The sequence below is a fragment of the Pseudomonas sp. PDM25 genome, assembly GCF_019219045.1.
Classification (GTDB): domain Bacteria; phylum Pseudomonadota; class Gammaproteobacteria; order Pseudomonadales; family Pseudomonadaceae; genus Aquipseudomonas.
In genome coordinates this window covers 1-26,374 of sequence record NZ_JAHUWL010000017.1, presented here as the reverse complement: position 1 = coordinate 26,374, position 26,374 = coordinate 1, and the positions used below count along the sequence as shown (strand labels likewise).

The window sequence follows — 26,374 nt, the reverse complement described above, 5'->3', positions numbered from 1 at the left end:
TATGAGCGTTCCTCGTGAAACCATCGCCGCCGTCGCCACCGCTCAAGGTCGTGGCGGTGTGGGCATCGTCCGTATTTCCGGGCCGCTGGCGAGTGTTGCGGCCAAGGCCTTCAGCGGTCGTGAACTCAAGCCAAGATTTGCCCACTACGGCCCGTTCCTCAGTGAAAACGATGAGGTGCTGGATCAAGGCATCGCCTTGTATTTTCCCGGCCCGAACTCATTCACCGGTGAAGATGTGCTGGAACTCCAGGGCCATGGCGGTCCGATAGTTCTGGATATGCTGCTCAAGCGTTGCCTGGAACTGGGCTGTCGGTTGGCCCGGCCGGGTGAATTCAGCGAGCGCGCGTTCCTCAATGACAAACTCGATCTGGCTCAGGCCGAAGCCATCGCCGACTTGATCGAAGCGAGTTCTGCACAGGCTGCACGAAATGCCCTGCGTTCCTTGCAAGGCGCATTCTCCGAGCGTGTGCATAACCTCACCGAGCAACTGATTGGCCTGCGCATCTATGTCGAAGCGGCGATCGACTTCCCGGAAGAAGAAATCGACTTCCTCGCCGATGGCCACGTACTGAGCATGCTCGACAAAGTACGTGACGAGTTATCCACCGTACTCCGAGAAGCCGGGCAGGGTGCCTTGCTGCGTGACGGGATGACCGTGGTGATCGCCGGCCGGCCGAATGCCGGTAAATCCAGCCTGTTGAATGCATTGGCCGGTCGTGAAGCCGCTATCGTCACCGAGATTGCCGGCACTACCCGGGACATTCTTCGTGAACATATCCACATCGATGGCATGCCGCTGCACGTGGTCGATACCGCAGGTCTGCGAGATACCGACGACCAGGTGGAAAAAATCGGTGTCGAACGAGCATTGAAAGCAATTGGCGAGGCTGATCGTGTGTTGTTGGTAGTCGATGCTACGGCTCCTGAGGCACTTGATCCGTTCGCGTTATGGCCTGAATTCCTGGAAATCCGCCCTGATCCGGCGAAAGTCACGCTAATCCGTAACAAGGCAGACCTCACGGGCGAAGCCATTGCCCTGGAAATCAGCGAGGATGGCCATGTCACCATCAGCCTGAGCGCCAAGTCTGCAGGCGAAGGGCTGGAATTGCTGCGCGATCACCTCAAGGCCTGCATGGGCTACGAACAAACCTCGGAAAGTAGCTTCAGCGCACGCAGGCGTCACCTTGAAGCGTTGCGTCACGCCAGTGCTTCCCTTGAGCACGGCCGTGAGCAGCTGACCCTGGCGGGTGCCGGTGAACTGTTGGCCGAGGATTTGCGCCAGGCTCAGCACGCTTTGGGTGAAATCACCGGTGCATTCAGCTCCGATGACCTGCTGGGACGGATCTTTTCCAGCTTCTGTATCGGTAAATAATCCTCCCCGTTGTCCACAGACAGGCCATTCGTGCCTGTCTGTTCCCTCCTTTTCTTCAATTCTCTTCCAGTGCTGAGCCGATTCTTTCTGCTTGAGCGGATTTTCCGTGTCCGGGATTTGCTTATTCAGCCGTTTTCTGTGGATTAAGCCCTGTGAATAACTGCCACTAAGGGCAGTTGATAACAGGGCCTCAAAACTGAAGATAACCGCCCCTGTGGATAAGCACCCCTTTCATCCACAGGCTTAAACCGGTTATCCAAGGGCCTCCTTGGCACATGACCACAGGGTTTTGAATCTCTGTACACATTGAATATAAAGGCTTGTAGAGTTCTATCCACAGAAAGATGGCTCAGTAGAAATAAACATAAAAACAAAGATTTAATAAATTTCTCTCTTTTTAATTTCTATAACCACGACTTCTCCACAGCTGGTTAAATTTTGTGCAAAGGGTTCTTTAGGAAGGGCGAAGTCCCTATACTTGCCGACCAGGTCCAAAAACCTGAGCTCAAACTATTCCTGATTACCTAACTGAAGCAGGCACGAGGTGCGTGGTGGATTTCCCTTCCCGTTTTGAAGTGATCGTCATCGGCGGCGGTCATGCCGGTACCGAGGCAGCACTGGCCTCAGCACGCATGGGTGCAAAAACCCTGTTGTTGACGCATAACGTGGAAACCCTCGGTGCCATGAGTTGCAACCCCGCTATCGGTGGGATAGGCAAAAGCCATCTGGTCAAGGAAATCGATGCCCTCGGCGGCGCGATGGCCATCGCTACCGATAAAGGTGGTATTCAATTTCGCGTATTGAACAGCCGCAAAGGCCCGGCCGTGCGGGCAACCCGCGCTCAGGCTGATCGGGTTCTGTACAAGGCCGCTGTCCGCGAAATCCTCGAAAACCAGCCGAACCTGTGGATATTTCAACAGGCTGCCGACGACCTGATCGTCGAGCAGGAACAAGTGCGCGGTGTTGTCACCCAAATGGGCCTGCGTTTCTTCGCGGACTCCGTGGTGTTGACCACTGGCACCTTCCTCGGTGGACTTATCCACATCGGAATGCAGAATTTTTCCGGTGGCCGCGCCGGTGATCCACCGTCGATCGCCCTGGCTCACCGTTTGCGTGAATTGCCATTGCGCGTCGGTCGCCTGAAAACCGGTACACCGCCGCGTATCGACGGTCGTTCTGTGGATTTCTCGGTGATGACCGAGCAAGCCGGCGATACACCGATCCCGGTGATGTCGTTCATGGGTTCCAAAGAGCAGCATCCGAAACAGGTCAGCTGCTGGATTACCCACACCAACGCCCGCACCCACGAAATCATTGCTGCCAACCTGGATCGGTCGCCGATGTATTCCGATGCCGGGTTGATCGAAGGCATCGGTCCGCGGTACTGCCCGTCGATCGAAGACAAGATCCATCGCTTTGCCGACAAGGACAGCCATCAGGTCTTTATCGAACCGGAAGGCCTGACGACCAACGAGCTGTACCCGAACGGGATATCCACATCCTTGCCGTTCGACGTGCAACTGCAGATCGTGCAATCGATCCGCGGCATGGAAAACGCGCACATCGTTCGTCCGGGTTATGCCATCGAATACGACTACTTCGACCCGCGTGACCTGAAGTACAACCTGGAAACCAAAGTCATCGGCGGTCTGTTCTTCGCCGGGCAAATCAACGGCACCACCGGTTACGAAGAAGCCGGCGCCCAGGGTTTGCTGGCCGGGGCCAACGCCGCACTGCGTGCTCAGGGCAAAGATGCCTGGTGCCCGCGTCGCGACGAGGCGTACATCGGCGTGTTGGTCGACGACCTGATTACCCTGGGTACCCAGGAACCGTATCGGATGTTCACCTCCCGCGCCGAATACCGCCTGATCTTGCGTGAAGACAACGCCGACCTGCGCTTGACCGAAAAAGGTCGCGAACTGGGTCTGGTGGATGACGCGCGTTGGGCTGCGTTCTGCACCAAACGCGAAAGCATCACGCTGGAAGAGCAACGCCTGAAAAGTACCTGGGTGCGCCCGGGCACCGAGCAAGGCGACGCGATTTCCGAGAAATTCGGCACGCCGCTGACCCACGAATACAACTTGCTCAACCTGCTGAGCCGTCCGGAAATCGACTACGCTGGTCTGATCGCCGTGACCGGTGGCGGCGCAGAAGATCCACAAGTCGCCGAGCAGGTCGAAATCAAGACCAAATACGCCGGTTACATCGATCGCCAGCAGGATGAAATCGCACGGCTGCGGGCCAGCGAAGACACAAAACTGCCTGTGGATATCGATTACACGAATATTTCCGGTCTCTCCAAAGAGATCCAGAGCAAGCTCGGGGCGACCCGTCCAGAGACTTTGGGCCAGGCGTCACGTATCCCGGGTGTGACGCCGGCAGCGATTTCGCTGTTGATGATTCATTTGAAAAAACGCGGCGCGGGCCGTCAGTTGGAGCAAAGCGCTTGAGTTCGTTGGTCACCTCGCAACACGCAGAAGAGTTATCCACAGGTGCTCGCCAGCTCGGTGTCACGCTGACAGAAACCCAGCATGCTCAGCTGCTGGGTTATCTGGCCCTGTTGATCAAATGGAACAAGGCTTACAACCTGACCGCCGTACGCGATCCGGATGAAATGGTTTCCCGTCACTTGCTCGATAGTTTGAGCGTGATGTCGTTCGTCGAAAACGGCCGCTGGCTGGACGTTGGCAGCGGTGGTGGCATGCCGGGTATTCCGCTGGCCATCCTGTTTCCGGAGTCCCAAGTGACTTGCCTGGACAGCAACGGCAAGAAAACCCGCTTCCTGACTCAGGTCAAACTCGAACTCAAACTGGATAACCTGCAAGTTATCCACAGTCGCGTCGAAGCTTTTCAACCTGCTCAGCCATTCAACGGGATCATTTCCCGGGCGTTCAGCAGCATGGAGAACTTCAGCAACTGGACTCGCCACCTCGGCGACACCGAAACACGTTGGCTGGCAATGAAGGGCGTTCATCCCGCCGATGAGCTGGTAGCATTGCCGGCAGACTTCCACCTCGATAGCGAACACGCCCTGGCCGTACCCGGTTGCCAAGGCCAACGCCATCTGCTGATACTGCGCCGCACGGCATGATTGGGAACACAAGCAAGAATGGCTAAGGTATTCGCGATAGCGAACCAAAAGGGTGGTGTGGGCAAGACCACCACCTGTATCAACCTCGCAGCTTCCCTGGTCGCTACCAAGCGTCGGGTGCTGTTGATCGATCTCGATCCACAGGGCAACGCCACCATGGGGAGCGGTGTGGATAAACACGGCCTGGAGAACTCGGTCTACGACCTGCTGATCGGCGAATGCGATCTGGCCCAGGCCATGCACTACTCCGAGCACGGTGGTTACCAACTGCTGCCGGCCAACCGCGACCTGACCGCGGCCGAAGTGGTTCTGCTGGAAATGCAGATGAAGGAAAGCCGCCTGCGCAGCGCGCTGGCGCCGATCCGTGAAAACTACGATTACATTTTGATCGACTGTCCGCCGTCGTTGTCGATGCTTACGCTGAACGCTTTGGTCGCTGCTGACGGGGTGATTATCCCCATGCAGTGCGAGTACTTCGCGCTCGAAGGTTTGAGCGACCTTGTGGATAACATCAAGCGCATCGCTGAGTTGCTGAACCCGAACCTGAAAGTCGAAGGCCTGTTGCGGACCATGTATGACCCGCGCCTGAGCCTGATGAACGATGTTTCGGCGCAGCTCAAGGAACACTTCGGCGAGCAGCTCTACGACACGGTGATTCCGCGCAACATCCGCCTGGCTGAAGCACCAAGCTATGGCATGCCGGCGCTGGCGTACGACAAATCATCGCGGGGCGCCATTGCCTATCTGGCATTGGCGGGCGAGATGGTTCGTCGTCAACGCAAAAACTCACGCACTGCCGCTGCTCAGGCAACTTAAGGAATCCCCATGGCCGTCAAGAAACGAGGTCTCGGACGTGGACTGGATGCACTGCTGAGTGGTCCGACTGTCAGCTCGCTGGAAGAACAAGCGGTGCAGGCTGATCAGCGTGAGCTGCAGCACCTGCCTCTGGACCTGATCCAGCGCGGCAAGTACCAGCCGCGCCGGGATATGGATCCCCAGGCGCTGGAAGAGCTGGCGCAGTCGATCAAGGCTCAGGGTGTGATGCAGCCGATCGTGGTTCGTCCGATTGGCAGCGGTCGCTTCGAAATCATCGCCGGTGAACGCCGCTGGCGCGCCAGCCAGCAAGCGGGCCAGGAAACCATCCCGGCAATGGTTCGTGATGTGCCGGATGAAACTGCGATCGCCATGGCGCTGATCGAGAACATCCAGCGCGAAGACCTCAACCCGATCGAAGAAGCGGTTGCGTTGCAGCGTTTGCAGCAGGAATTCCAGCTGACGCAGCAACAAGTGGCCGAAGCCGTGGGCAAATCCCGCGTGACCGTGGCCAACCTGCTACGCTTGATCGCGTTGCCGGAAGTCATCAAAACCATGCTGTCCCACGGCGACCTGGAAATGGGTCATGCCCGTGCTTTGCTCGGTTTACCGGAAAATCAACAGGTTGAAGGGGCGCGACATGTTGTCGCACGGGGGCTGACTGTACGCCAGACTGAAGCACTGGTTCGCCAGTGGTTGAGTGGTAAACAGGAACCTGCTGAACCGGTAAAGCCGGACCCGGATATCGCTCGACTCGAACAGCGTCTGGCTGAGCGCCTAGGCTCTGCGGTGCAGATTCGCCACGGGAAAAAGGGGAAGGGGCAGTTGGTGATCGGTTACAACTCCCTCGATGAGCTTCAAGGTGTACTTGCGCACATTCGCTGAAACATTTCCTCATGTAGCGTGCAGTCGGAAATCACTACCTGACAGTTGAATAGGGGCAGAACCGCCCCTATACTCTGCGCGCATTTTGTCGGCACAAATTATGCCAAGTTATTGAATTCTGGCAGCCGATCATTGGGGAGCAAAAACGATGGAGAGCCGCACGCCAAACCGCTTGCCGTTCCATCGCCTGGCAGTTTTTCCGGTCCTACTGGCTCAATTTGTCGTTTTGGTACTGGCCGCTTTGGCGCTTTGGTACTGGCATGGAGTCGTAGCCGGGTACTCAGGACTCTGCGGAGGCCTGATAGCCTTGCTACCCAATGTTTATTTCGCTCACAGGGCATTTCGGTTTTCCGGCGCCCGAGCAGCTCAAGCCATCGTCCGGTCTTTTTATGCCGGCGAGGCGGGCAAACTAATTTTGACGGCAGTGCTCTTTGCATTGACGTTTGCAGGTGTGAAGCCATTGGCGCCGCTAGCTGTATTCGGCGTCTTCGTGTTGACCCAACTGGTCAGCTGGTTCGCGCCCCTGCTGATGAGAACAAGACTTTCGAGACCTTAGGGCGTTTGAGGCAACCATGGCAGAGACAACCGCTTCGGGCTATATCCAGCACCACTTGCAGAACCTGACCTTCGGTCAGCACCCAACTGGCGGGTGGGGTTTTGCCCACACCGCAGCAGAAGCCAAAGAAATGGGCTTCTGGGCTTTCCACGTCGATACTCTCGGCTGGTCGGTCGCGTTGGGTCTGATCTTCGTTCTTCTTTTCCGCATGGCGGCAAAGAAGGCGACTTCCGGTCAGCCTGGTGCTTTGCAGAACTTCGTTGAAGTATTGGTCGAATTCGTCGATGGCAGCGTGAAAGACAGCTTCCATGGCCGTAGCCCGGTGATTGCACCGTTGGCACTGACCATCTTCGTCTGGGTCTTCCTGATGAACGCCGTCGACCTGATCCCGGTCGACTGGATTCCTCAGCTGGCCATCCTGATCACTGGCGACCATCACATTCCGTTCCGTGCGGTGTCGACCACTGACCCGAACGCGACCCTGGGCATGGCCCTGTCGGTATTCGCGTTGATCATTTTCTACAGCATCAAGGTCAAGGGCATCGGCGGCTTCATCGGCGAACTGACCCTGCACCCTTTCGGCAGCAAGAACATCTTCGTTCAAGCCCTGCTGATCCCGGTGAACTTCCTGCTGGAGTTCGTGACGCTGGTGGCCAAGCCAATCTCCCTGGCACTGCGTCTGTTCGGCAACATGTACGCCGGCGAACTGGTCTTCATTCTGATTGCTGTGATGTTCGGCAGTGGTCTGCTCTGGCTTAGCGGCCTGGGCATAGTTCTGCAGTGGGCGTGGGCTGTGTTCCACATCCTGATCATCACCCTGCAGGCGTTTATCTTCATGATGCTGACCATCGTTTACTTGTCGATGGCGCACGAAGAGAACCATTAAGACCAGTCTCGACTAGTCTGATGTCCCACTCGGTCAAACGAGTGGGTGCCCGAACAGGGCTATGAAACGATTTGTTTTACCGCTTTAAAATCTAAAAAACCTAAACCATACGACGTAAAAGTCGGGAGGAAAGATGGAAACTGTAGTTGGTCTAACCGCTATCGCTGTTGCACTGTTGATCGGCCTGGGCGCACTGGGTACCGCAATTGGTTTCGGCCTGTTGGGCGGCAAGTTCCTGGAAGGCGCAGCGCGTCAGCCAGAGATGGTTCCAATGCTGCAAGTCAAAATGTTCATCGTTGCCGGTCTGCTCGACGCCGTAACCATGATCGGTGTTGGTATCGCTCTGTTCTTCACCTTCGCGAACCCATTCGTTGGTCAACTCGCTGGCTAATTACTCGAACCTTCGAGTAATTGGTGTGATGTGCAACGAACGAGCGAGGTGTTGGCGTGAACATTAATGCAACCCTGATTGGCCAGTCCGTTGCGTTCTTCATTTTTGTACTGTTTTGCATGAAGTTCGTGTGGCCTCCGGTCATCGCGGCTTTGCACGAACGTCAGAAGAAGATCGCGGATGGACTGGATGCTGCCAGCCGAGCAGCTCGCGACCTGGAGTTGGCCCAAGAGAAAGCGGGTCATCAACTGCGCGAAGCAAAAGCTCAGGCAGCTGAAATCATTGAGCAAGCCAAGAAACGCGGTAACCAGATCGTCGAAGAGGCTGTTGAAAAAGCCCGTATCGACGCTGACCGTGTGAAGGTTCAGGCTCAGGCCGAGATCGAGCAGGAACTGAACAGTGTCAAAGACGCGCTGCGTGCCCAATTGGGTGCTCTGGCCGTTGGCGGCGCCGAGAAGATCCTGGGTGCCACAATCGATCAAAACGCGCACGCGGAGCTGGTAAACAAACTGGCTGCTGAAATTTAAGCGAGGGCGATCATGGCAGAATTGACCACGTTGGCCCGACCTTACGCTAAGGCAGCCTTCGAGCACGCCCAGGCCCACCAGCAACTGGCCTCTTGGTCAGCCATGCTCGGCCTGGCTGCAGCAGTGTCGCAAGACGACACCATGCAGCGCGTGCTCAAGGCCCCGCGACTGACGAGCGCAGACAAGGCCGCCACGTTTATTGACGTGTGCGGCGACAAGTTTGATGTGAAGGCACAGAACTTCATTAACGTCGTTGCCGAAAACGACCGTCTCCCGCTGTTGCCGGAGATCGCCGCTCTGTTTGACCTGTACAAGGCCGAACAAGAGAAATCGGTAGACGTTGAAGTCACCAGTGCTTTTGCATTGAACCAAGAACAGCAAGACAAACTCGCCAAGGTTCTCAGTGCACGACTCAACCGGGAAGTGCGCCTGCAAGTCGAGGAAGACAAATCCCTTATTGGGGGCATTGTCATCCGCGCCGGCGACCTGGTAATCGATGGCTCGGTACGCGGCAAACTCGCGAACCTTGCCGAAGCATTGAAATCTTGAGTTTGAAGGGGCAGCAGAGCAATGCAGCAACTCAATCCTTCCGAAATAAGTGAAATTATCAAGGGCCGCATCGACAAGCTCGATGTGACCTCCCAAGCCCGTAACGAAGGCACTGTCGTCAGCGTATCTGACGGTATCGTGCGGATTCACGGTCTGGCCGACGTCATGTACGGCGAGATGATCGAGTTTCCGGGCGGCGTCTTCGGTATGGCTCTCAACCTGGAGCAAGACTCCGTAGGTGCCGTTGTATTGGGCTCCTACCAGTCTCTGGCTGAAGGCATGAGCGCCAAGTGCACTGGCCGCATCCTCGAAGTTCCGGTTGGTAAGGAACTGCTGGGTCGCGTAGTCGACGCACTGGGTAACCCAGTTGACGGCAAAGGTCCGCTGAACAACACCGAGACCGATGCGGTCGAGAAAGTTGCTCCAGGCGTGATCTGGCGTAAGTCGGTAGACCAGCCTGTACAGACTGGCTACAAGGCTGTCGATGCCATGATCCCTGTCGGCCGTGGCCAGCGTGAGCTGATCATCGGTGACCGTCAGATCGGTAAAACCGCTCTGGCGATCGACGCGATCATCAACCAGAAAAACAGCGGCATTTTCTGCGTCTACGTAGCGATCGGTCAGAAACAATCGACCATCGCTAACGTGGTTCGCAAACTGGAAGAAAACGGCGCACTGGCTAACACCATCGTCGTGGCTGCGAGCGCTTCGGAATCTGCAGCACTGCAGTTCCTGGCACCGTACTCCGGTTGCACCATGGGTGAATTCTTCCGCGACCGCGGTGAAGACGCGCTGATCGTTTATGACGATCTGTCCAAGCAAGCAGTGGCTTACCGCCAGATTTCCCTGCTGCTGCGCCGTCCACCAGGCCGTGAAGCTTACCCAGGCGATGTGTTCTATCTCCACTCCCGTCTGCTGGAGCGCGCATCCCGCGTTTCGGAAGAGTACGTAGAGAAGTTCACCAACGGCGCAGTGACCGGCAAAACCGGTTCCCTGACCGCACTGCCGATCATCGAAACCCAGGCTGGCGACGTTTCCGCGTTCGTTCCGACCAACGTGATTTCCATCACTGACGGTCAGATCTTCCTGGAATCGGCCATGTTCAACTCCGGGATCCGTCCTGCTGTGAACGCCGGTGTTTCGGTATCCCGTGTGGGTGGTGCCGCTCAGACCAAGATCATCAAGAAGCTCTCCGGTGGTATCCGTACCGCTCTGGCTCAGTACCGTGAACTGGCGGCATTCGCCCAGTTCGCTTCTGACCTGGACGAAGCGACCCGTAAGCAACTTGAGCATGGTCAGCGCGTTACCGAGCTGATGAAGCAGAAGCAATACGCACCAATGTCGATCGCTGACATGGCGCTGTCGCTGTATGCCGCTGAGCGTGGGTTCCTGACTGACGTTGAAATCGCCAAGATCGGCAGCTTCGAACAAGCGCTGATTGCTTTCTTCAACCGCGATCACGCCGATTTGATGGCGAAGATCAACGTGAAGGGTGACTTCAATGACGAAATCGACGCTGGCATGAAAGCCGGTATCGAGAAGTTCAAGGCCACCCAAACCTGGTAAGCCGCAGCGGGAGCCGCAAGGCTCCCGCTTGCTAACCTGATAGGTGTTACATGGCAGGCGCAAAAGAGATTCGCAGTAAGATTGCGAGCATCAAAAGCACGCAAAAGATTACCAGCGCCATGGAAAAAGTGGCGGTCAGTAAAATGCGCAAGGCACAAATGCGCATGGCTGCTAGCCGTCCTTACGCGGAGCGCATCCGCCAGGTTATTGGTCATTTGGCCAACGCCAACCCGGAATATCGCCACCCCTTCATGAGCGAGCGCGAAGTAAAGCGCGTCGGTTACGTCGTGGTGAGCACTGACCGTGGTCTGTGTGGTGGCTTGAACACCAACCTGTTCAAGGCCCTGGTCAAGGACATGGCGGTAAACCGCGAAAACGGCGTCGAGATCGATCTGTGTGTTGTTGGTAGCAAGGGTGCGGCTTTCTTCCGCAACTTCGGCGGTAACGTCGTTGCAGCTATCAGCCACCTGGGTGAAGAGCCGTCGATCAATGATCTGATTGGCAGCGTCAAGGTGATGCTGGATGCCTACCTGGACGGCCGTATTGATCGCCTGTCCGTGGTGTCCAACAAGTTCATCAACACCATGACGCAAACGCCTACTGTGGAGCAGTTGATTCCACTGGAGGCAACCCCGGATCAATCGCTCAAGCACCACTGGGACTATCTCTACGAACCGGATGCCAAAGAGCTGCTTGACGGCTTGATGGTCCGTTACGTCGAGTCGCAGGTCTACCAGGCGGTGGTCGAGAACAACGCGGCTGAACAAGCTGCGCGGATGATCGCGATGAAGAACGCTACCGACAACGCCGGTGATTTGATCAGCGATTTGCAGCTGGTCTACAACAAGGCGCGTCAGGCTGCGATCACCCAAGAGATCTCGGAAATCGTCGGCGGCGCTGCCGCGGTTTAACGGTTCAAATATTCAGAGGATCCAGCTATGAGTAGCGGACGTATCGTTCAAATCATCGGCGCCGTTATCGACGTGGAATTTCCACGCGACAGCGTACCGAGCATCTACAACGCGCTGTTGGTACAAAGCGCGGCCGGGACTACTCTCGAAGTTCAGCAACAGCTGGGCGACGGCGTGGTTCGTACCATTGCGATGGGTTCCACCGAAGGCTTGAAGCGCGGTCTGGAAGTCAAGGACTCCGGCGCAGCCATCTCCGTACCGGTCGGTAAAGCGACCCTGGGCCGGATCATGGACGTACTGGGCAACCCGATCGACGAAGCTGGCCCGATCGACACCGAAGAGCGCTGGGGCATTCACCGTCCTGCGCCAACCTTCGCTGAACAAGCGGGCGGCAACGACCTGCTGGAAACCGGCATCAAGGTTATCGACCTGGTTTGCCCGTTCGCCAAGGGTGGTAAAGTCGGTCTGTTCGGTGGTGCCGGTGTAGGCAAAACCGTAAACATGATGGAACTGATCCGTAACATCGCCATCGAGCACAGCGGTTATTCCGTGTTCGCCGGTGTGGGTGAGCGTACTCGTGAGGGTAACGACTTCTACCACGAGATGAAGGATTCCAACGTTCTGGACAAAGTGGCACTGGTTTACGGTCAGATGAACGAGCCGCCGGGTAACCGTCTGCGCGTAGCACTGACCGGCCTGACCATGGCCGAGAAGTTCCGTGACGAAGGTAACGACGTTCTGCTGTTCGTCGACAACATCTATCGTTACACCCTGGCCGGTACTGAAGTATCCGCACTGCTGGGCCGTATGCCTTCCGCAGTAGGTTACCAGCCGACCCTGGCCGAAGAGATGGGTACTCTGCAAGAGCGTATCACTTCGACCAAAAACGGTTCGATCACCTCGATCCAGGCGGTATACGTACCGGCGGATGACTTGACTGACCCGTCGCCAGCGACCACTTTCGCCCACTTGGACGCTACCGTCGTTCTGTCCCGTGACATCGCTTCCCTGGGTATCTACCCAGCGGTCGATCCACTCGACTCGACTTCGCGCCAGCTGGACCCGAACGTAATCGGCCAGGACCACTACGACACCGCTCGCGGCGTACAGTATGTTCTGCAACGTTACAAAGAACTGAAGGACATCATTGCGATCCTGGGTATGGACGAGCTGTCGGAAGCCGACAAGCAGTTGGTAAACCGTGCTCGTAAGATCCAGCGTTTCTTGTCGCAGCCGTTCTTCGTGGCTGAAGTCTTCACCGGTGCTTCGGGTAAATACGTTTCCCTGAAAGACACCATTGCTGGCTTCAAAGGCATCCTCAACGGTGACTACGACCACCTGCCAGAACAAGCGTTCTACATGGTCGGCGGCATCGAAGAAGCGATCGAGAAAGCCAAGAAACTGTAATCCCGGCGCCCGGCAACGGGCGCTAATTTAGGTTGAGGCAATCAGATGGCTATGACAGTCCATTGCGATATCGTCAGCGCGGAAGGGGAAATCTTCTCCGGCCTGGTCGAGATGGTGGTTGCGCACGGTGCACTGGGTGATCTTGGTATCGCCCTGGGTCACGCGCCGCTGATCACTAATCTCAAGCCGGGCCCGATCCGCCTGATCAAGCAGGGCGGGGAAGAGGAGGTGTATTACATCTCCGGCGGTTTCCTCGAGGTTCAGCCGAACATGGTCAAGGTACTTGCCGACACTGTGCAACGTGCTGCCGACCTGGACGAAGCCTCCGCTCAGGAAGCCGTTAAGGCTGCCGAGAAGGCCTTGCATGACCGTGGTGCAGAATTCGATTACGGTTCTGCTGCCGCACGTCTGGCCGAGGCTGCAGCTCAGCTGCGCACCGTCCAGCAGATCCGCAAGAAGTTCGGCCACTAATAGGCCACTGCTTGTTGTGCGATTGATTAAAAAGGGTAGCCTCGGCTACCCTTTTTTCTTTTTAGATATTCATAACCTGGTCGCAGTCGCTGACCACCCAGGATTGGTAGCCAGTCATGTCTTTAGAAATCGTTATCCTCGCTGCTGGTCAAGGCACTCGCATGCGTTCGGCACTGCCGAAAGTTCTGCATCCGATTGCCGGCAACTCGATGCTCGGCCATGTTATCCACAGCGCCCGGCAACTTGATCCACAGCGCATCCACGTCGTGATCGGCCATGGCGCCGATGCAGTGCGCGAGCGTCTGGCGGCTGATGATCTGAATTTCGTCCTGCAGGACAAACAGCTTGGGACTGGCCACGCCGTTGCTCAAGCGGTGCCTTTCATTGAGTCCGATACCGTCCTGATTCTTTATGGTGACGTGCCATTGATCGAAGTCGAGACCCTGCAGCGTCTGCTCAAGCAAGTAGCGCCGCAGCAACTGGGTTTGTTGACAGTCGAACTGGACGACCCGACCGGCTATGGCCGCATCGTCCGCAACGCCGACGGCAAGGTGACAGCCATCGTCGAGCAGAAAGACGCCAATGAAGCCGAACGAGCGATCACTGAAGGCAACACCGGCATTCTGGCGCTGCCGTTCGCGCAATTGGCTGGCTGGATGAGCCGTCTTTCGAACAACAACGCCCAGGGCGAGTACTACTTGACCGACGTAATCGCCATGGCGGTCAGCGACGGTCTGGTGGTGGCAACCGAGCAACCGCATGACGCCATGGAAGTGCAGGGCGCCAACGACCGCAAGCAGCTTTCCGAGCTTGAGCGTCACTATCAGCTGCGCGCCGGTCGTCGTTTGATGGCTCAAGGCGTGACCCTGCGTGATCCTGCTCGTTTCGATGTACGCGGTGAAATCACCGTCGGCCGCGACGTGCTGATCGACATCAACGTGATCCTCGAAGGCAAGGTCGTTATCGAGGACGACGTGGTGATCGGCCCGAACTGCGTGATCAAGGACAGCACCCTGCGCAAAGGTGTGGTGATCAAGGCCAACAGCCACATCGAAGGCGCGGTTCTCGGCGAAGGCAGCGATGCCGGCCCGTTCGCTCGTTTGCGTCCGGGAACTGTGCTGGAAGCACGCGCCCATGTGGGTAACTTCGTTGAGTTGAAAAACGCTCACCTGGGCGAAGGCGCCAAGGCCGGTCATCTGACCTATCTGGGTGATGCCGAAATCGGCGCGCGCACCAACATCGGCGCGGGCACCATTACCTGCAACTACGACGGCGCGAATAAGTGGAAAACCGTGCTGGGTGAAGATGTGTTCATCGGTTCCAACAACTCGTTGGTTGCGCCTGTGGATATCTCTTCCGGGGCAACCACTGCTGCTGGTTCGACCATTACACAGAATGTGGATAACTTGCAGTTGGCCGTGGGCCGTGCGCGGCAGAAGAATATCGACGGTTGGAAACGACCGGAGAAGATTAAGAAAAGCTGAGTTATCCACATACTTGGGACCTGCTTAAGTTATTCACAGGCAGCACCATCGAATTCGCGGGCAAGCCCGCTCCCACATGGATCTCGCAAAACCTGTGGGAGCGGGCTTGCCCGCGATGCTTTTATCCACAGGTCGTTTTATCGCCCCACGCTTGACGAAGTTTCGCCAATAGGTTTTGATTGCTTCCGTTATCTTTCGAATCGAAACTTACCAAGCCATGTCGAAGCGCAATACACCTCAACGCCGTCACAACATCCTCGCCTTGCTCAATGAGCAGGGCGAAGTCAGTGTGGATGAGCTGGCCAAGCGCTTCGAAACGTCGGAAGTTACGATCCGCAAGGATCTCGCTGCACTTGAGAGCAATGGCTTGCTGCTGCGCCGTTATGGCGGAGCGATTACCCTGCCTCAAGAGCTGGTGGCCGACCTTGGTCAGCCGGTGTCCATATACAAACAGGCTATCGCTCGCGCCGCCGTTGCACGGATTCGCGAGCATGCGCGGATCATTATCGACAGCGGCAGCACCACGGCGGCGATGATTCCGGAACTCGGCCAGCAGCCGGGCCTGGTCGTAATGACCAACTCCCTGCATGTCGCCAATGCCTTGAGCGAACTTGAGCATGAGCCGGTACTGTTGATGACCGGCGGCACCTGGGACCCGCATTCCGAGTCCTTTCAGGGGCAAGTGGCCGAGCAGGTCCTGCGCTCTTATGATTTTGACCAGTTGTTCATCGGTGCCGACGGCATCGACCTGGTTCGCGGTACCACCACGTTCAACGAGCTGCTGGGGCTGAGCCGAGTCATGGCTGAAGTCGCCCGGGAAGTGGTTGTCATGGTGGAGGCCGACAAGATCGGCCGCAAGATTCCCAACCTGGAGCTGCCGTGGAGCAGCGTTCATACCCTTATTACCGATGATCGCCTGCCGCTTGAGGCACGGGATCAGATTCAGGCCCGTGGAATCAACTTGATCCTCGCGGCTGTCAATCAGGAGAAATAGCATGTGTGGAATTGTTGGCGCAGTCGCAGAACGTAATATCACCGCCATCCTGCTCGAAGGCCTGAAACGCCTGGAATACCGTGGCTATGACAGTGCCGGTGTAGCGGTCTACACCAATGACCAAAAGCTTGAGCGCCTGCGTCGCCCGGGCAAGGTCAGTGAATTGGAACTGGCGCTGGCCGAAGAATCGCTGGCCGGCCGCCTGGGTATCGCCCACACCCGCTGGGCCACTCACGGTGCGCCGAGCGAGCGCAACGCTCACCCGCATTTTTCCGGTGATCTGGCGGTGGTGCACAACGGCATCATCGAGAACCACGAAGCCCTGCGCGAGCAACTGAAAGCCTTGGGTTACGTGTTCACCTCGGACACCGACACCGAAGTCATTGCCCACCTGTTGGACCACAAACTCAAGGATCTGCCTGATCTGACCGTGGCCCTGAAGGCTACTGTCAAAGAGCTGCACGGTGCTTACGGTTTGGCGGTGATCAGCGCTCAGCAACCGGATCGTCTCGTTGCAGCCCGCAGCGGCAGCCCGCTGGTCATCGGCCTGGGCATGGGTGAAAACTTCCTGGCTTCCGATCAACTGGCCCTGCGCCAGGTCACTGACCGCTTCATGTACCTGGAAGAAGGCGATATCGCCGAAATTCGCAGCGACAGCGTGCAGATCTGGGACTTGAGCGGTCAAGTGGTCGAACGTGAGTCGGTGCAATACCGTGATGGTGCCGAAGCCGCCGACAAGGGCAAATTCCGCCACTTCATGCTCAAGGAAATTCACGAGCAACCGGCTGTGGTGCAACGTACCCTGGAAGGTCGCATCAGCCAGAATCAAGTGCTGGTGCAAGCGTTCGGTCCACAGGCTGCCGAACTGTTCGCCAAAGTGCGTAACGTGCAGATCGTCGCGTGCGGTACCAGTTACCACGCCGGCATGGTTGCCCGTTACTGGCTCGAAGAACTGGCCGGCATCCCGTGCCAGGTCGAAGTCGCCAGCGAATTCCGCTACCGCAAGGTAGTGGTGCAGGCCGACACGCTATTCGTGACCATCTCCCAGTCCGGTGAAACCGCCGACACCCTGGCCGCCCTGCGTAACGCCAAAGAGTTGGGCTACCTCGCGAGCCTGGCGATTTGCAACGTCGGCATCAGCTCGTTGGTGCGTGAATCGGACCTGACTTTGCTGACCCAGGCTGGTCGCGAAATCGGCGTAGCCTCGACCAAAGCCTTTACTACTCAATTGGTCGGTCTGCTGTTGCTGACCTTGTCCCTGGGCCAGGTTCAAGGCACGTTGGCCAAAGACGTCGAAGCCACATTGGTTGAAGAGCTGCGTCGCCTGCCAACCCGCCTCGGCGAAGCCCTGGCCATGGACAGCACCGTCGAAAAAGTCGCCGAGCTGTTCGCCGAGAAAAACCACACCTTGTTCCTCGGCCGTGGTGCGCAGTTCCCGGTGGCAATGGAAGGGGCGCTCAAGCTCAAGGAAATCTCCTACATCCACGCTGAAGCCTATCCGGCCGGCGAGCTGAAACACGGCCCGTTGGCGCTTGTGGATAACGACATGCCCGTGGTCACCGTGGCACCGAACAACGAGCTGCTGGAGAAGTTGAAATCCAACCTCCAGGAAGTCCGCGCCCGTGGCGGCGAGCTGATCGTCTTTGCAGACGAACAAGCTGGCATGACCAATGGCGAAGGCACGCATGTTGTGCAAATGCCGCACATCCACGACATCCTGTCGCCGATCCTCTACACCATTCCGCTGCAGTTACTCTCGTATTACGTTGCCGTGTTGAAAGGCACCGACGTTGACCAGCCGCGTAACCTGGCGAAGTCGGTGACGGTGGAATAAGTTATCCACAGGTGATGGAAACATTAAAAATCGCAGCCTACGGTTGCGATTTTTTTTATCTGAATTGAGGACACGCCCATGGACCGATTCCAGGAAATGCAGGTCTTCGCTGCCGTCGCCCAAGACCAAGGCTTCTCGGCGGCGGCGCGGCGTTTGGGCCTGTCGGCCGCCAGCGTGACTCGCGCGGTGGCGGCGCTGGAGAAACGCATCGGCACCTCGCTGCTGACGCGCACCACCCGCAGCGTGCATTTGAGCGAGGCGGGTCAGCGTTACCTGGAAGACTGTCGGAGGATTCTCGCCGAGGTGCAGGAAGCCGAGGACTCGGCGGCGGGCAGCCATACCCAACCGCGTGGGCAATTGACGATTACTGCGCCGGTGTTATTTGGTGAGCTGTTTGTCACGCCCGTAATGGTGAATTATCTGACGCAGTTTCCTGAAGTCAGCATCAATGGGTTGCTGGTCGATCGAGTGGTCAGCATGGTCGAGGAGGGCGTCGATGTCGCCGTGCGGATCGGTGAGTTGCCCGACAGTAATCAGCACGCGATTCGCGTGGGTGAGGTTCGGCGGGTGATTTGTGGCTCGCCGGAATTCCTGAAGGCCCATGGTCGACCTCGACATCCTCAGGATCTGGCTCAGGCGCCGGTTGTTGCGACGTCCTCTATCGGTCAGTCGAGAACCTGGCCGTTCCTCGAAGGGGAAGAGCCGCTGAGTGTTCGACCAGCGCCGCGCCTGGTGGTGACGGCCAATCAGGCGGCTATTACGGCGGCGTGCCTTGGCTTGGGCCTGACCCGGGTTCTGTCTTATCAGATCGCGAGTAAAGTCGCTTCCGGTGAGCTTGAAATCGTTCTGGCTGACTTCGAACTGCCGCCATTGCCTATCCATGTGGTCTATCAGGGCGGGCGCAAGGCTCCTGCGCGGATTCGCAGTTTTGTGGATTTTGCGGTGAGCGCGCTACGTGAGCATCCGTCCTTGCAGGCCTGATGGTTTATTTCACTGGGTGAAATAATGGATTGCGTTGGCTGGTTATTCTGTTGTTTTGGTTGCGGGTGGAAGATAACGCCCCATCGGAGCTGAACACTGTTCAACAGCGCCACCACCCAGCGGAGTCGACCATGCAAGCGATCAAACTCTACAACTTCCCACGTTCCGGCCACGCTCACCGCGTAGAGCTGATGCTGTCCCTGCTGCATTTGCCCACCGAGCTGATATTTGTCGACCTGGCCAAGGGCGCGCACAAACAGCCGGATTTCCTCGCGCTCAATGCATTTGGCCAGGTTCCGGTCATCGATGATCAAGGCGTGGTGCTGGCCGATTCCAACGCGATTCTGGTTTATCTGGCACAAAAATATGGCGACGGACGTTGGCTGCCAACCGATCCGGTCGGGGCGGCCAAGGTTCAGCGTTGGTTATCGATTGCCGCAGGGCCGATTGCCTTTGGCCCCGCCAGGGCGAGGCTGATCACGGTGTTTGGGGCTGCTTACAACGCTGAAGAAGTGATCGCTTATTCCCACACCGTGCTCAAAGTGATCGATCAGGAACTGGCCGCAACGCCGTATCTGACTGGCGCCGAGCCAACCATTGCCGACGTTTCGGCCTACAGCTACATCGCCCATGCGCCAGAAGGCAACGTGTCCCTGGAGAACTACGCCCACATCCGCGCCTGGCTGGCACGAATCGAAGCCTTGCCAGGGTTTGTCGGCATGCCGCGCACCGTTGCCGGTCTGCAAAAAACTGCCTGATGCTTACGGCCCGGCACTGTCGGGTCATTCACACTGCGCCGATGGCGCAGGGGAGAAGTCGTTGTGGACCGTTCACCCTGGCACGCCGGCGAGAAACAATTGCAGGCTCATGTGGGCATTGCCGAGCGAATGGAGGTGCTCGGTCGTAAGGTGATTCGCCGCGAGATGCCGGATCAGCACCGCACGTTCTATGAGCAACTGCCGTTCATGCTGTACGGCGCAGTGGATGCCGACGGTAATCCATGGGCCAGTATTCTTGAAGGGCCACCGGGTTTCGCTCACTCGCCAACGCCGGGTGCGCTGCAATTTAGCAGCCTGCCGGGGGCTGATGATCCTGCGCAATTGACGAAGGGCTCGGCGATCGGCCTGCTGGGGATCGAACTGCACACCCGTCGCCGCAATCGTCTCAACGGCCGAGTCGGCGCGATGACGGCGAGCGGCTTCGATGTGGCGGTTGAACAGTCCTTCGGCAATTGCCCGCAATACATCCAATTGCGGCAGTTTCGCTCGGTGCCGTTGGCGGATCCGTCGACTCGCATCGCGCAACACCTCAACGGGCTGGATGAAGCGGCCAAAACCCTGATCGCGGGCGCCGATACGTTCTTTGTCGCCAGTTACGTGGACATTGATGGCCAACGCTCGGTGGACGTTTCTCACCGTGGCGGCCAGGCCGGTTTCGTACAGGTAGAAGGAAATCGCCTGACCATTCCGGATTTCGCCGGCAACCTGTTTTTCAACACCTTGGGCAACCTGCTGCTCAATCCCCGGGCTGGTTTGCTGTTTATCGATTTCAATTCGGGAGAGCTGCTGCACCTCAGTGGCCGCACCGACGTCATTCTTGAAGGCCCACAGGTCGAGGCGTTTCAAGGCGCCGAGCGCTTGTGGACATTCGAGGTCGAACGCGTGGTGCGCAGGCCCGCCGCGCTTGCTCTGCGCTGGCGCTTCGACGGTGTGTCACCCACCAGTTTGCTTACCGGTACCTGGGAGCAGGCCAACGCCCGTCTGCAAGCCCAGGCCTTGGGCGATACCTGGCGGCCGCTGCGGGTGGCGCGCATCAAAGAGGAAAGCCACAACATCCGCTCGATTTATCTGGAGCCTGCCGATGGCGCGGGGTTGCCAGTGTTTCAGGCCGGGCAGCATTTGCCGCTGCGCTTCAACATTGCCGGCGAGATGCACATCCGCACTTACAGTCTGTCGAGCGCACCGTCAGATGATTTTTTCCGCATCAGTGTGAAGCGTGAAGGCTTGGTGTCTTCGCATCTGCATGAACAGGTGCGCGTCGGTGATCTGTTGGAGGCCCGTGCGCCTCAAGGGCATTTCACCGTGGCACCCAATGAGCGTCGGCCGCTGGTGTTATTGGCTGCCGGTGTCGGCATCACGCCGCTGCTGTCGATGCTGCGCGAGGTGGTTTACCAAGGCCTGCGCACCCGGCGCATCCGACCCACCTGGTTTTTCCAGAGTTCGCGCACGTTGGCCGATCAAGTGTTTCGTCCTGAGCTGGATCGCTTGCTCGAAGGCGCGGGCGATGCGGTCAAGGTGCTGCGTCTGGTGAGTCAGCCGGAAGCAGGGACCTTGGAGGGTGAGGATTTCGACCTGACTGGGCGGATCGACACTGCGCTGATCAAGACCCTCCTTGAAGTGGAGGACTACGATCAGCTGGATTTTGTCCTCTGCGGTCCGGGCAGTTTTACCCAAGGGCTGTACGACGGCCTGCGGGAACTGGACATCCGTGATGCAAGGATTCACGCCGAAACCTTCGGCCCCTCGACCTTGCGCCGGGTGCCGGCCCCCGACGCGGTGGTCATCGAGCAACCGCCCGCTGCTACCACTTCCGTGCCGGTGGTGTTTCAGCGCTCGGCTAAGGAGGCCCGCTGGCAACCGGACGGCGGCAGTTTGCTGGAGTTGGCGGAAAGCCGTGGATTGCGCCCGGAATTCAGCTGCCGTGGTGGTTCCTGCGGGACCTGCAAGACCCGGCTGATCAGCGGCCAGGTGAATTATCCACAGCCGCCGGCCGAAGTACCGGACGACGGACACGTGCTGATTTGTTGTGCGATTCCGGCGCAGGGGTCGCAATCTTTGGTATTGGATATTTGATAATTCAACACCGGTGATCATTGCCCGCAAGCCACTGGCTAAGTAGGGTAGCGAGCAGAGCGAAAAAGGGCCTTGAGAGGCCTTTTCTGCATTTCAGGGATAAGGCATTTGATGGTTTTTTTCATTCGCATGATCGGCTTGCTGGCGATGATGGCATTGCTCAACGGTTGCGAACGACAGGACGCGCCACCGCTCGATCAGCAACTCTACATCTGGCAACGGCAATGGACACCGGCCCACGACGCGGCGTTGAGGGACAGCCGCGCTGACTTTTCCACCCTGCGGGTGCTGGCCTTGCAGGCATTCCCCGAGGCGGGTTGGAGCCGGGCGCGGATTGACCCGGCGCTGCTTAAACGTGACGGTCGGCCGCTGATCGCGGTGATTCGTCTTGATGGCCAGCTCAAGTCGCTGGATCGGGACGCAGTCACCGCGCAAATCCAGCAAGTGCTCGGCGATTGGCAAGGGCAGGGGCTGAATCTATCCGGCGTGGAAATCGACCACGATGCCGGTAATGCTCGGCTACCGGCCTACCGTGAATTTCTTACGCATCTGCGCGCAATATTGCCGGCCTCCATTCCGCTGAGCATCACCGCATTGCCGGCCTGGCTCGACAGTCCCGAGTTGCCGACATTGTTATCCACAGTCGACAGCAGCGTGTTGCAAGTGCACGCGGTGAGCGATCCGCGGCGTGGCTTGTTCGACGCGGATCAGGCTCGACAATGGACCAAGGCCTGGAGCCGCATCACCTCCAAACCTTTCTATCTGGCGCTGCCGGCCTACGGTGTGGCGTTGTTGCCGGGCGCCGCCGGTGCGCCGGTGGTGGAAAGCGAAGTGCCGATCGAACGGGGCGGCAAGCGCCGGGAATTGCTCGCCGATCCGCAGCAACTGAGCCGGCTCGGGACCGAATTACGCAACGATCCACCCACTCATCTGGCGGGCCTGATCTGGTTTCGTTTGCCGCTGGCCAGCGACCGCCGGGCCTGGAGCCTGACGACCCTGGGGGCAGTGGCGCGGGGCGATGCCCTCGACAGTCGACTGGCGTTGAAACTCTCGGGGCAGAACGACCTCTATGACATCAGCCTCAGCAATCAAGGCAACCTCGACAGCGCCTGGCCCGAACGCCTGACACTCGCGGTACAAGGTTGTGACGGTGCTGATGCGCTGGCCGGTTATGCATTGCAACAACGTCCGGATCTGCTTACCTTCACCCGCCTGCGCGAGGGTCGAATACCGGCCGGCGGGCAGCGCGCCATGGGTTGGGCTCGTTGCGCACATATTGATCAAGGAGGTTCGAATGTTGACCCGTAACTGGCCCCGCCATCTGCTTTGCCTGAGCCTCAGCCTGCCGCTGGGTTCGGCGCTGGCCTGCGGGCCGGATTTCCCGATGCGTCTGCTGGACAACCGCGGCCAGTCGCTGGCGGAGCTGCCGGAAGGCAACTTCAGATTTGAAATCAGTCGTCTCGGGCATGCGGTCGCCGGGCTGAAGAACGTCACCGAAACCGTCTATAACATGGAGGCGCCCGACTACGCAGAACAGCGGGAAAAGGCTGAGCAATCCGGTTTGACGGCTGAGCAGCAAACGCTGGTGAAACAGTTACGCAGCCTGACCGATGCGCATGAGGTCGAGAGTCAGGGCGCGAGCCTGCCGGCTGAGCTCACGCTTTATCTGGCCGGCGCGGTGGCATTCAATGCCGGTGATCATGGGCTGGCAGCCGAGTACTTCCAAAAGGTGCTGGCATTGCCGGCGGATCAACGGGCGTTGCGCAGCACCTGGGCGGCTTATTCGTCAGGTCGGGCGCTGTTTGCGATGAGCGCGGAAGCGGACGCCGGTCCCGACCTGTTGGCTCAGTCTCGAAAGGCCTTCGAGCAGACCCGTCAACTGAGCATCGACGGCTTCAGTGACCCTCTGGAACTGGGTGTCGCCAGTCTCGGCGAAGAGGCCCGCGTCGCCCGCACGGCCGGCGACTGGAACCGCGCCATCGAACTCTACGCCACACAAAACCTTCAGGGTTCGGCGGTGGGTTACACCTCGCTGAAACTGCTGGTCGCTGATCTGGCGGCGCTGCCGGAGGATCAACTGGCGGTGTTGCTCAAGGGCAAACCGGTACAGCAACTGGTGACGGCCTCGTTGATCAGCCGACTGGGCTGGTCATTCGGTGATCAACCGCCGAACGAATTGAAACTGATCAAACTGCTGCAAAACAGCACCCGCGGTAGCCTCGATAACGCTGATCGCCTGGCGGCAGTGAATTATCAACAGGGTGATTACGCCAGCGCCAAGGCGTTCCTCGAACACGCCGGTGATGGCGGACTGGCGTGGTGGCTGCGGGCCAAACTGGCCGTGCGCGATGGCGATAAAAACGCGGCTGCCGCGGCGTATGCCAAGGCTGCCCAGGCCTTCCCGCAGAATGAGTCGTGGGGTGAGCGGCGCACGCCAGACTGGGACTTCGAAACGCTTCAGCCCAAGTGCCGGGTCGAGGGGGAAAGCGCGATCCTGGCGTTGCAACGCGGGGATTACCTGCAAGCGTTCGATCAGCTTTATCGCAGTAAAGAGATCTACTGGTTCGACGCCGCCACGGTCGCCGAGCGGGTGTTGACCGTCGATGAGCTCAAGCAATACGTCGACACTCAAGTGCCGGCGCCGCCCCCTCTGACTCAGCAAGATCGCGATAACTACGTGCAGTTGCCGGTGGCGGCGAAACTGCGCAATTTGCTCGGGCGACGCTTGCTGCGCGAAGAGCGGTACGACGAGGCTCCGGCGTACTTCGAGAACGTCGAGTTGCAACACAAGGCCACGTGGTACGGGCAGTGGCGCCACGAAGCCGAATCCAAATGGTGGCCGACCAAACGGGCATTCGCTTACTACTATGCCGCGACACTGGCGCGTTTCGACGGAATGGAGTTGTTGGGCTACGAGCTGTCGCCGGATTACGCGACCTTCGGTGGCAATTACAGCCTCGAAAGCGCTGAACTCAAGGTCGGACCGCTGATAGCCGAGGGTGAAGTGCAGCGCCAGCAAGCCACGGTGGCGCAGCCTGATGAGCGCTTCCACTACCGTTTTGTCGCCACGGCGTTGGCGAGCAAGGCCGCTGATCATCTGCCCCACAGCAGTCAGGCGTTTGCTGCGGTGCTGTGCGAGGCTTCGTCGTGGGGCACCAGCCTGCAAGAGCAAAGCGCGTTCTACCGTCGTTATGTCGAGGAAGGGCCGTATGTGGTTTGGGCTGGCGATTTTGGTCATCAATGCCAGCAGCCGGACTTTCAAAATGTCGACAAACGCTATGTGACCCAGGTTACCGACGCCGTGCGCGCGCAGCTGCGGCCTTACAAAACGCCGTTGCAGTTTGGCGGTGTGATAGCGGTCACGGCAGCGGCGCTGTTGCTGATCAATCGCCGCCGCAGGACTCGGTAAGGCTCAAGCCTGTTGCACGAAGGTCAGCCGCACAGCGAAGCCGATCAACAAGCTGCCGAATAGCCACTGCTGCAGGCGCTGGGCTGAAGGACTGCGTTGCAGCCAACGGCCCAGCGCTGCTCCGGTCAGTGCGTAGGCGCTGTCGAACAGCAAGCCGACACCGACCAGGACAATCCCGAGGGTCGCAAATTGCGCGAGCACTGGCCCGGCATGTGGATCGATGAACTGCGGCAGCAGCACCGAGCAGAACAGCAATGCTTTGGGGTTGAGCAGGTTGGTCAGCAAACCGCGCTGGATCGCTGTGCGCCAGCGAGGTTTCTCGGTGGGGGCGTCAGCTCCGTTCAAACTCGGCAGCATTGTGGTTCGCAGGCATTGAATGCCGATCCACAGTAGATACGCGGCCCCGGCCAGGCGTACCACGTCGAACGTCCAGGGCGCAGCCTTGAACAGTGCCGCCAACCCCAACGCTGCCAACGCCACATGGCAACCACGGGCAATGCCCAGACCCACCGCAGTCGCCAGCGCCGCGCCTTTGCCCTGACGGGCACCGGTCTGCAACAACAGGATCATGTCCGGGCCCGGCAACAGATAGACCACCGCCAGCGCCATGAAAAATACCCAGAGTCCTGCCACGTTGCACCCCATTCGTTGTCGATTCGGTACGGCCAGTCTAGGGCTGAAGGGAGGGGCAGGTGGTTGCGTAGTTCGCTTCTAAAATGCTTCTGGTTGGCATAACCTGCCACTCGATTGCAGGTAAACCATCAGGATCTGCCAAACCATGAAACTCGACGCCTACGACCGCAAGATTCTCGCCGCCCTGCAACGGGACGGTCGCCTGAGTAATGTGCAACTGGCTGACGAGATCGGCCTGTCCGCCTCGCCTTGTTTGCGCCGGGTTCGAATGCTCGAAGAAGCCGGGGTGATACGCGGTTACCAGGCCAATCTGGATCGCGACGAAGTGGGGCTTGGGTTGACGGTGTTTGTCGGGGTCAAGGTCGAACGGCACAACGACGAACAGGCCGAATCCTTTCGCCTGGCCGTGACCGCGTTGCCCGAGGTGATTTCGGCCTTTCTGGTGTCAGGGGAATCGGATTTTCTGCTGCAAGTGGTGGTGCCGGACCTGCGCGCCTATGACCGTTTCCTCACGGGGCGGTTGCTGAAATTGCCGGGCGTGAGCGACATCCGCAGCAACTTTGCGATTCATACGGTGAAGACCCCGGGGGCGTTGCCGCTGGAGCATTTACCGGGCTGAGACCGAGTCGACCCAATCGCGAGCAGGCTCGCTTGTATGGTAGGACTTGAAGGGAGGAGGAGGGACAAGGCTCGATTCCGACTGTTGACGCAGTACAGACCGTGGGAGATTTCGCCCCTCCTCCTTTCACCCAAGCGCCGATA

At 58.4% G+C, this 26,374-nt stretch carries 24 protein-coding genes; 23 read left to right on the top strand and 1 reads right to left on the bottom strand.

Going from position 1 to position 26,374, the window contains the following annotated elements; translation table 11 throughout:
* Position 1 precedes the first annotated feature (1 nt).
* From mnmE to KW848_RS25605, 22 genes are all read left to right on the top strand, one after another.
* Positions 2-1,372 (top strand): tRNA uridine-5-carboxymethylaminomethyl(34) synthesis GTPase MnmE, encoded by a 1,371-nt coding sequence (mnmE, locus tag KW848_RS25710; RefSeq protein ID WP_111448177.1) that lies wholly within the window; start codon positions 2-4, stop codon positions 1,370-1,372.
* A gap of 551 nt (positions 1,373-1,923) precedes the next feature.
* Entirely contained in the window at positions 1,924-3,822 is a 1,899-nt protein-coding gene (gene mnmG, locus KW848_RS25705) for a tRNA uridine-5-carboxymethylaminomethyl(34) synthesis enzyme MnmG (RefSeq protein WP_218538468.1), read from the top strand.
* Positions 3,819-4,463 (top strand): 16S rRNA (guanine(527)-N(7))-methyltransferase RsmG, encoded by a 645-nt coding sequence (rsmG, locus tag KW848_RS25700; RefSeq protein WP_008155708.1) that lies wholly within the window; start codon positions 3,819-3,821, stop codon positions 4,461-4,463. Before mnmG ends, rsmG begins: the two co-directional genes overlap by 4 nt.
* Before the next feature lie 18 nt (positions 4,464-4,481).
* Complete coding sequence (locus KW848_RS25695) at positions 4,482-5,279, top strand: ParA family protein (RefSeq protein ID WP_008155709.1); 798 nt, start codon at positions 4,482-4,484, stop codon at positions 5,277-5,279.
* A gap of 9 nt (positions 5,280-5,288) precedes the next feature.
* Positions 5,289-6,161, top strand: coding sequence for a ParB/RepB/Spo0J family partition protein (locus KW848_RS25690; RefSeq protein WP_008027541.1), 873 nt, complete (start codon positions 5,289-5,291; stop codon positions 6,159-6,161).
* A gap of 148 nt (positions 6,162-6,309) precedes the next feature.
* Positions 6,310-6,717 (top strand): F0F1 ATP synthase subunit I, encoded by a 408-nt coding sequence (locus tag KW848_RS25685; RefSeq protein ID WP_007948092.1) that lies wholly within the window; start codon positions 6,310-6,312, stop codon positions 6,715-6,717.
* 16 nt (positions 6,718-6,733) lie between these two features.
* Positions 6,734-7,603, top strand: coding sequence for a F0F1 ATP synthase subunit A (atpB, locus tag KW848_RS25680; RefSeq protein ID WP_090177604.1), 870 nt, complete (start codon positions 6,734-6,736; stop codon positions 7,601-7,603).
* Between the two features lie 133 nt (positions 7,604-7,736).
* On the top strand, positions 7,737-7,994 hold the full coding sequence (gene atpE, locus KW848_RS25675; protein ID WP_002555987.1) for a F0F1 ATP synthase subunit C: 258 nt from the start codon (positions 7,737-7,739) through the stop codon (positions 7,992-7,994).
* A gap of 56 nt (positions 7,995-8,050) precedes the next feature.
* Positions 8,051-8,521 carry a F0F1 ATP synthase subunit B gene (locus KW848_RS25670; protein WP_008155711.1) on the top strand — a complete coding sequence of 157 codons (471 nt, stop codon included), beginning with the start codon at positions 8,051-8,053 and terminating at the stop codon, positions 8,519-8,521.
* Positions 8,522-8,533: 12 nt separating this feature from the next.
* Positions 8,534-9,070, top strand: a complete 537-nt coding sequence (locus tag KW848_RS25665; protein WP_008155712.1) for a F0F1 ATP synthase subunit delta — start codon at positions 8,534-8,536, stop codon at positions 9,068-9,070.
* Between the two features lie 21 nt (positions 9,071-9,091).
* A complete protein-coding gene (gene atpA / locus KW848_RS25660; protein WP_008155713.1) occupies positions 9,092-10,636 on the top strand; it encodes a F0F1 ATP synthase subunit alpha in 1,545 nt (514 codons plus the stop codon).
* 50 nt (positions 10,637-10,686) lie between these two features.
* Positions 10,687-11,547: a F0F1 ATP synthase subunit gamma gene (atpG, locus tag KW848_RS25655; protein WP_008155714.1), complete on the top strand. Its 861-nt coding sequence runs from the start codon at positions 10,687-10,689 to the stop codon at positions 11,545-11,547.
* 27 nt (positions 11,548-11,574) lie between these two features.
* Positions 11,575-12,954: a F0F1 ATP synthase subunit beta gene (atpD, locus tag KW848_RS25650; protein ID WP_033059678.1), complete on the top strand. Its 1,380-nt coding sequence runs from the start codon at positions 11,575-11,577 to the stop codon at positions 12,952-12,954.
* A gap of 45 nt (positions 12,955-12,999) precedes the next feature.
* Positions 13,000-13,425 (top strand): F0F1 ATP synthase subunit epsilon, encoded by a 426-nt coding sequence (locus tag KW848_RS25645; RefSeq protein ID WP_008155716.1) that lies wholly within the window; start codon positions 13,000-13,002, stop codon positions 13,423-13,425.
* Between the two features lie 116 nt (positions 13,426-13,541).
* Positions 13,542-14,909, top strand: a complete 1,368-nt coding sequence (glmU, locus tag KW848_RS25640; protein WP_111448180.1) for a bifunctional UDP-N-acetylglucosamine diphosphorylase/glucosamine-1-phosphate N-acetyltransferase GlmU — start codon at positions 13,542-13,544, stop codon at positions 14,907-14,909.
* 217 nt (positions 14,910-15,126) lie between these two features.
* The gene (locus KW848_RS25635; RefSeq protein WP_111448181.1) at positions 15,127-15,903 is read left to right on the top strand and encodes a DeoR family transcriptional regulator; all 777 of its coding nucleotides are present in this window, start codon (positions 15,127-15,129) and stop codon (positions 15,901-15,903) included.
* A 1-nt stretch (position 15,904) separates the two neighbouring features.
* Positions 15,905-17,737 (top strand): glutamine--fructose-6-phosphate transaminase (isomerizing), encoded by a 1,833-nt coding sequence (gene glmS / locus KW848_RS25630; protein WP_218538467.1) that lies wholly within the window; start codon positions 15,905-15,907, stop codon positions 17,735-17,737.
* A gap of 78 nt (positions 17,738-17,815) precedes the next feature.
* Complete coding sequence (locus KW848_RS25625; RefSeq protein ID WP_218538466.1) at positions 17,816-18,718, top strand: LysR family transcriptional regulator; 903 nt, start codon at positions 17,816-17,818, stop codon at positions 18,716-18,718.
* Positions 18,719-18,849: 131 nt separating this feature from the next.
* Positions 18,850-19,476: a glutathione S-transferase family protein gene (locus KW848_RS25620; RefSeq protein ID WP_192408762.1), complete on the top strand. Its 627-nt coding sequence runs from the start codon at positions 18,850-18,852 to the stop codon at positions 19,474-19,476.
* 63 nt (positions 19,477-19,539) lie between these two features.
* Positions 19,540-21,570: a pyridoxamine 5'-phosphate oxidase family protein gene (locus tag KW848_RS25615; RefSeq protein ID WP_218538465.1), complete on the top strand. Its 2,031-nt coding sequence runs from the start codon at positions 19,540-19,542 to the stop codon at positions 21,568-21,570.
* A gap of 111 nt (positions 21,571-21,681) precedes the next feature.
* The gene (locus KW848_RS25610) at positions 21,682-22,878 is read left to right on the top strand and encodes a DUF3142 domain-containing protein (RefSeq protein WP_218538464.1); all 1,197 of its coding nucleotides are present in this window, start codon (positions 21,682-21,684) and stop codon (positions 22,876-22,878) included.
* Positions 22,865-24,979, top strand: a complete 2,115-nt coding sequence (locus KW848_RS25605) for a hypothetical protein (RefSeq protein ID WP_218538463.1) — start codon at positions 22,865-22,867, stop codon at positions 24,977-24,979. Before KW848_RS25610 ends, KW848_RS25605 begins: the two co-directional genes overlap by 14 nt.
* 3 nt (positions 24,980-24,982) lie before the next feature.
* On the opposite strand, the gene KW848_RS25600 is transcribed toward KW848_RS25605, so the two are convergent.
* Positions 24,983-25,612 carry a LysE family translocator gene (locus tag KW848_RS25600; RefSeq protein ID WP_111448581.1) on the bottom strand — a complete coding sequence of 210 codons (630 nt, stop codon included), beginning with the start codon at positions 25,610-25,612 and terminating at the stop codon, positions 24,983-24,985.
* Between the two features lie 145 nt (positions 25,613-25,757).
* On the opposite strand from KW848_RS25600, the gene KW848_RS25595 reads away from it, so the two are divergent.
* Positions 25,758-26,231, top strand: coding sequence for an Lrp/AsnC family transcriptional regulator (locus KW848_RS25595; protein ID WP_008155731.1), 474 nt, complete (start codon positions 25,758-25,760; stop codon positions 26,229-26,231).
* Positions 26,232-26,374 lie beyond the last annotated feature (143 nt).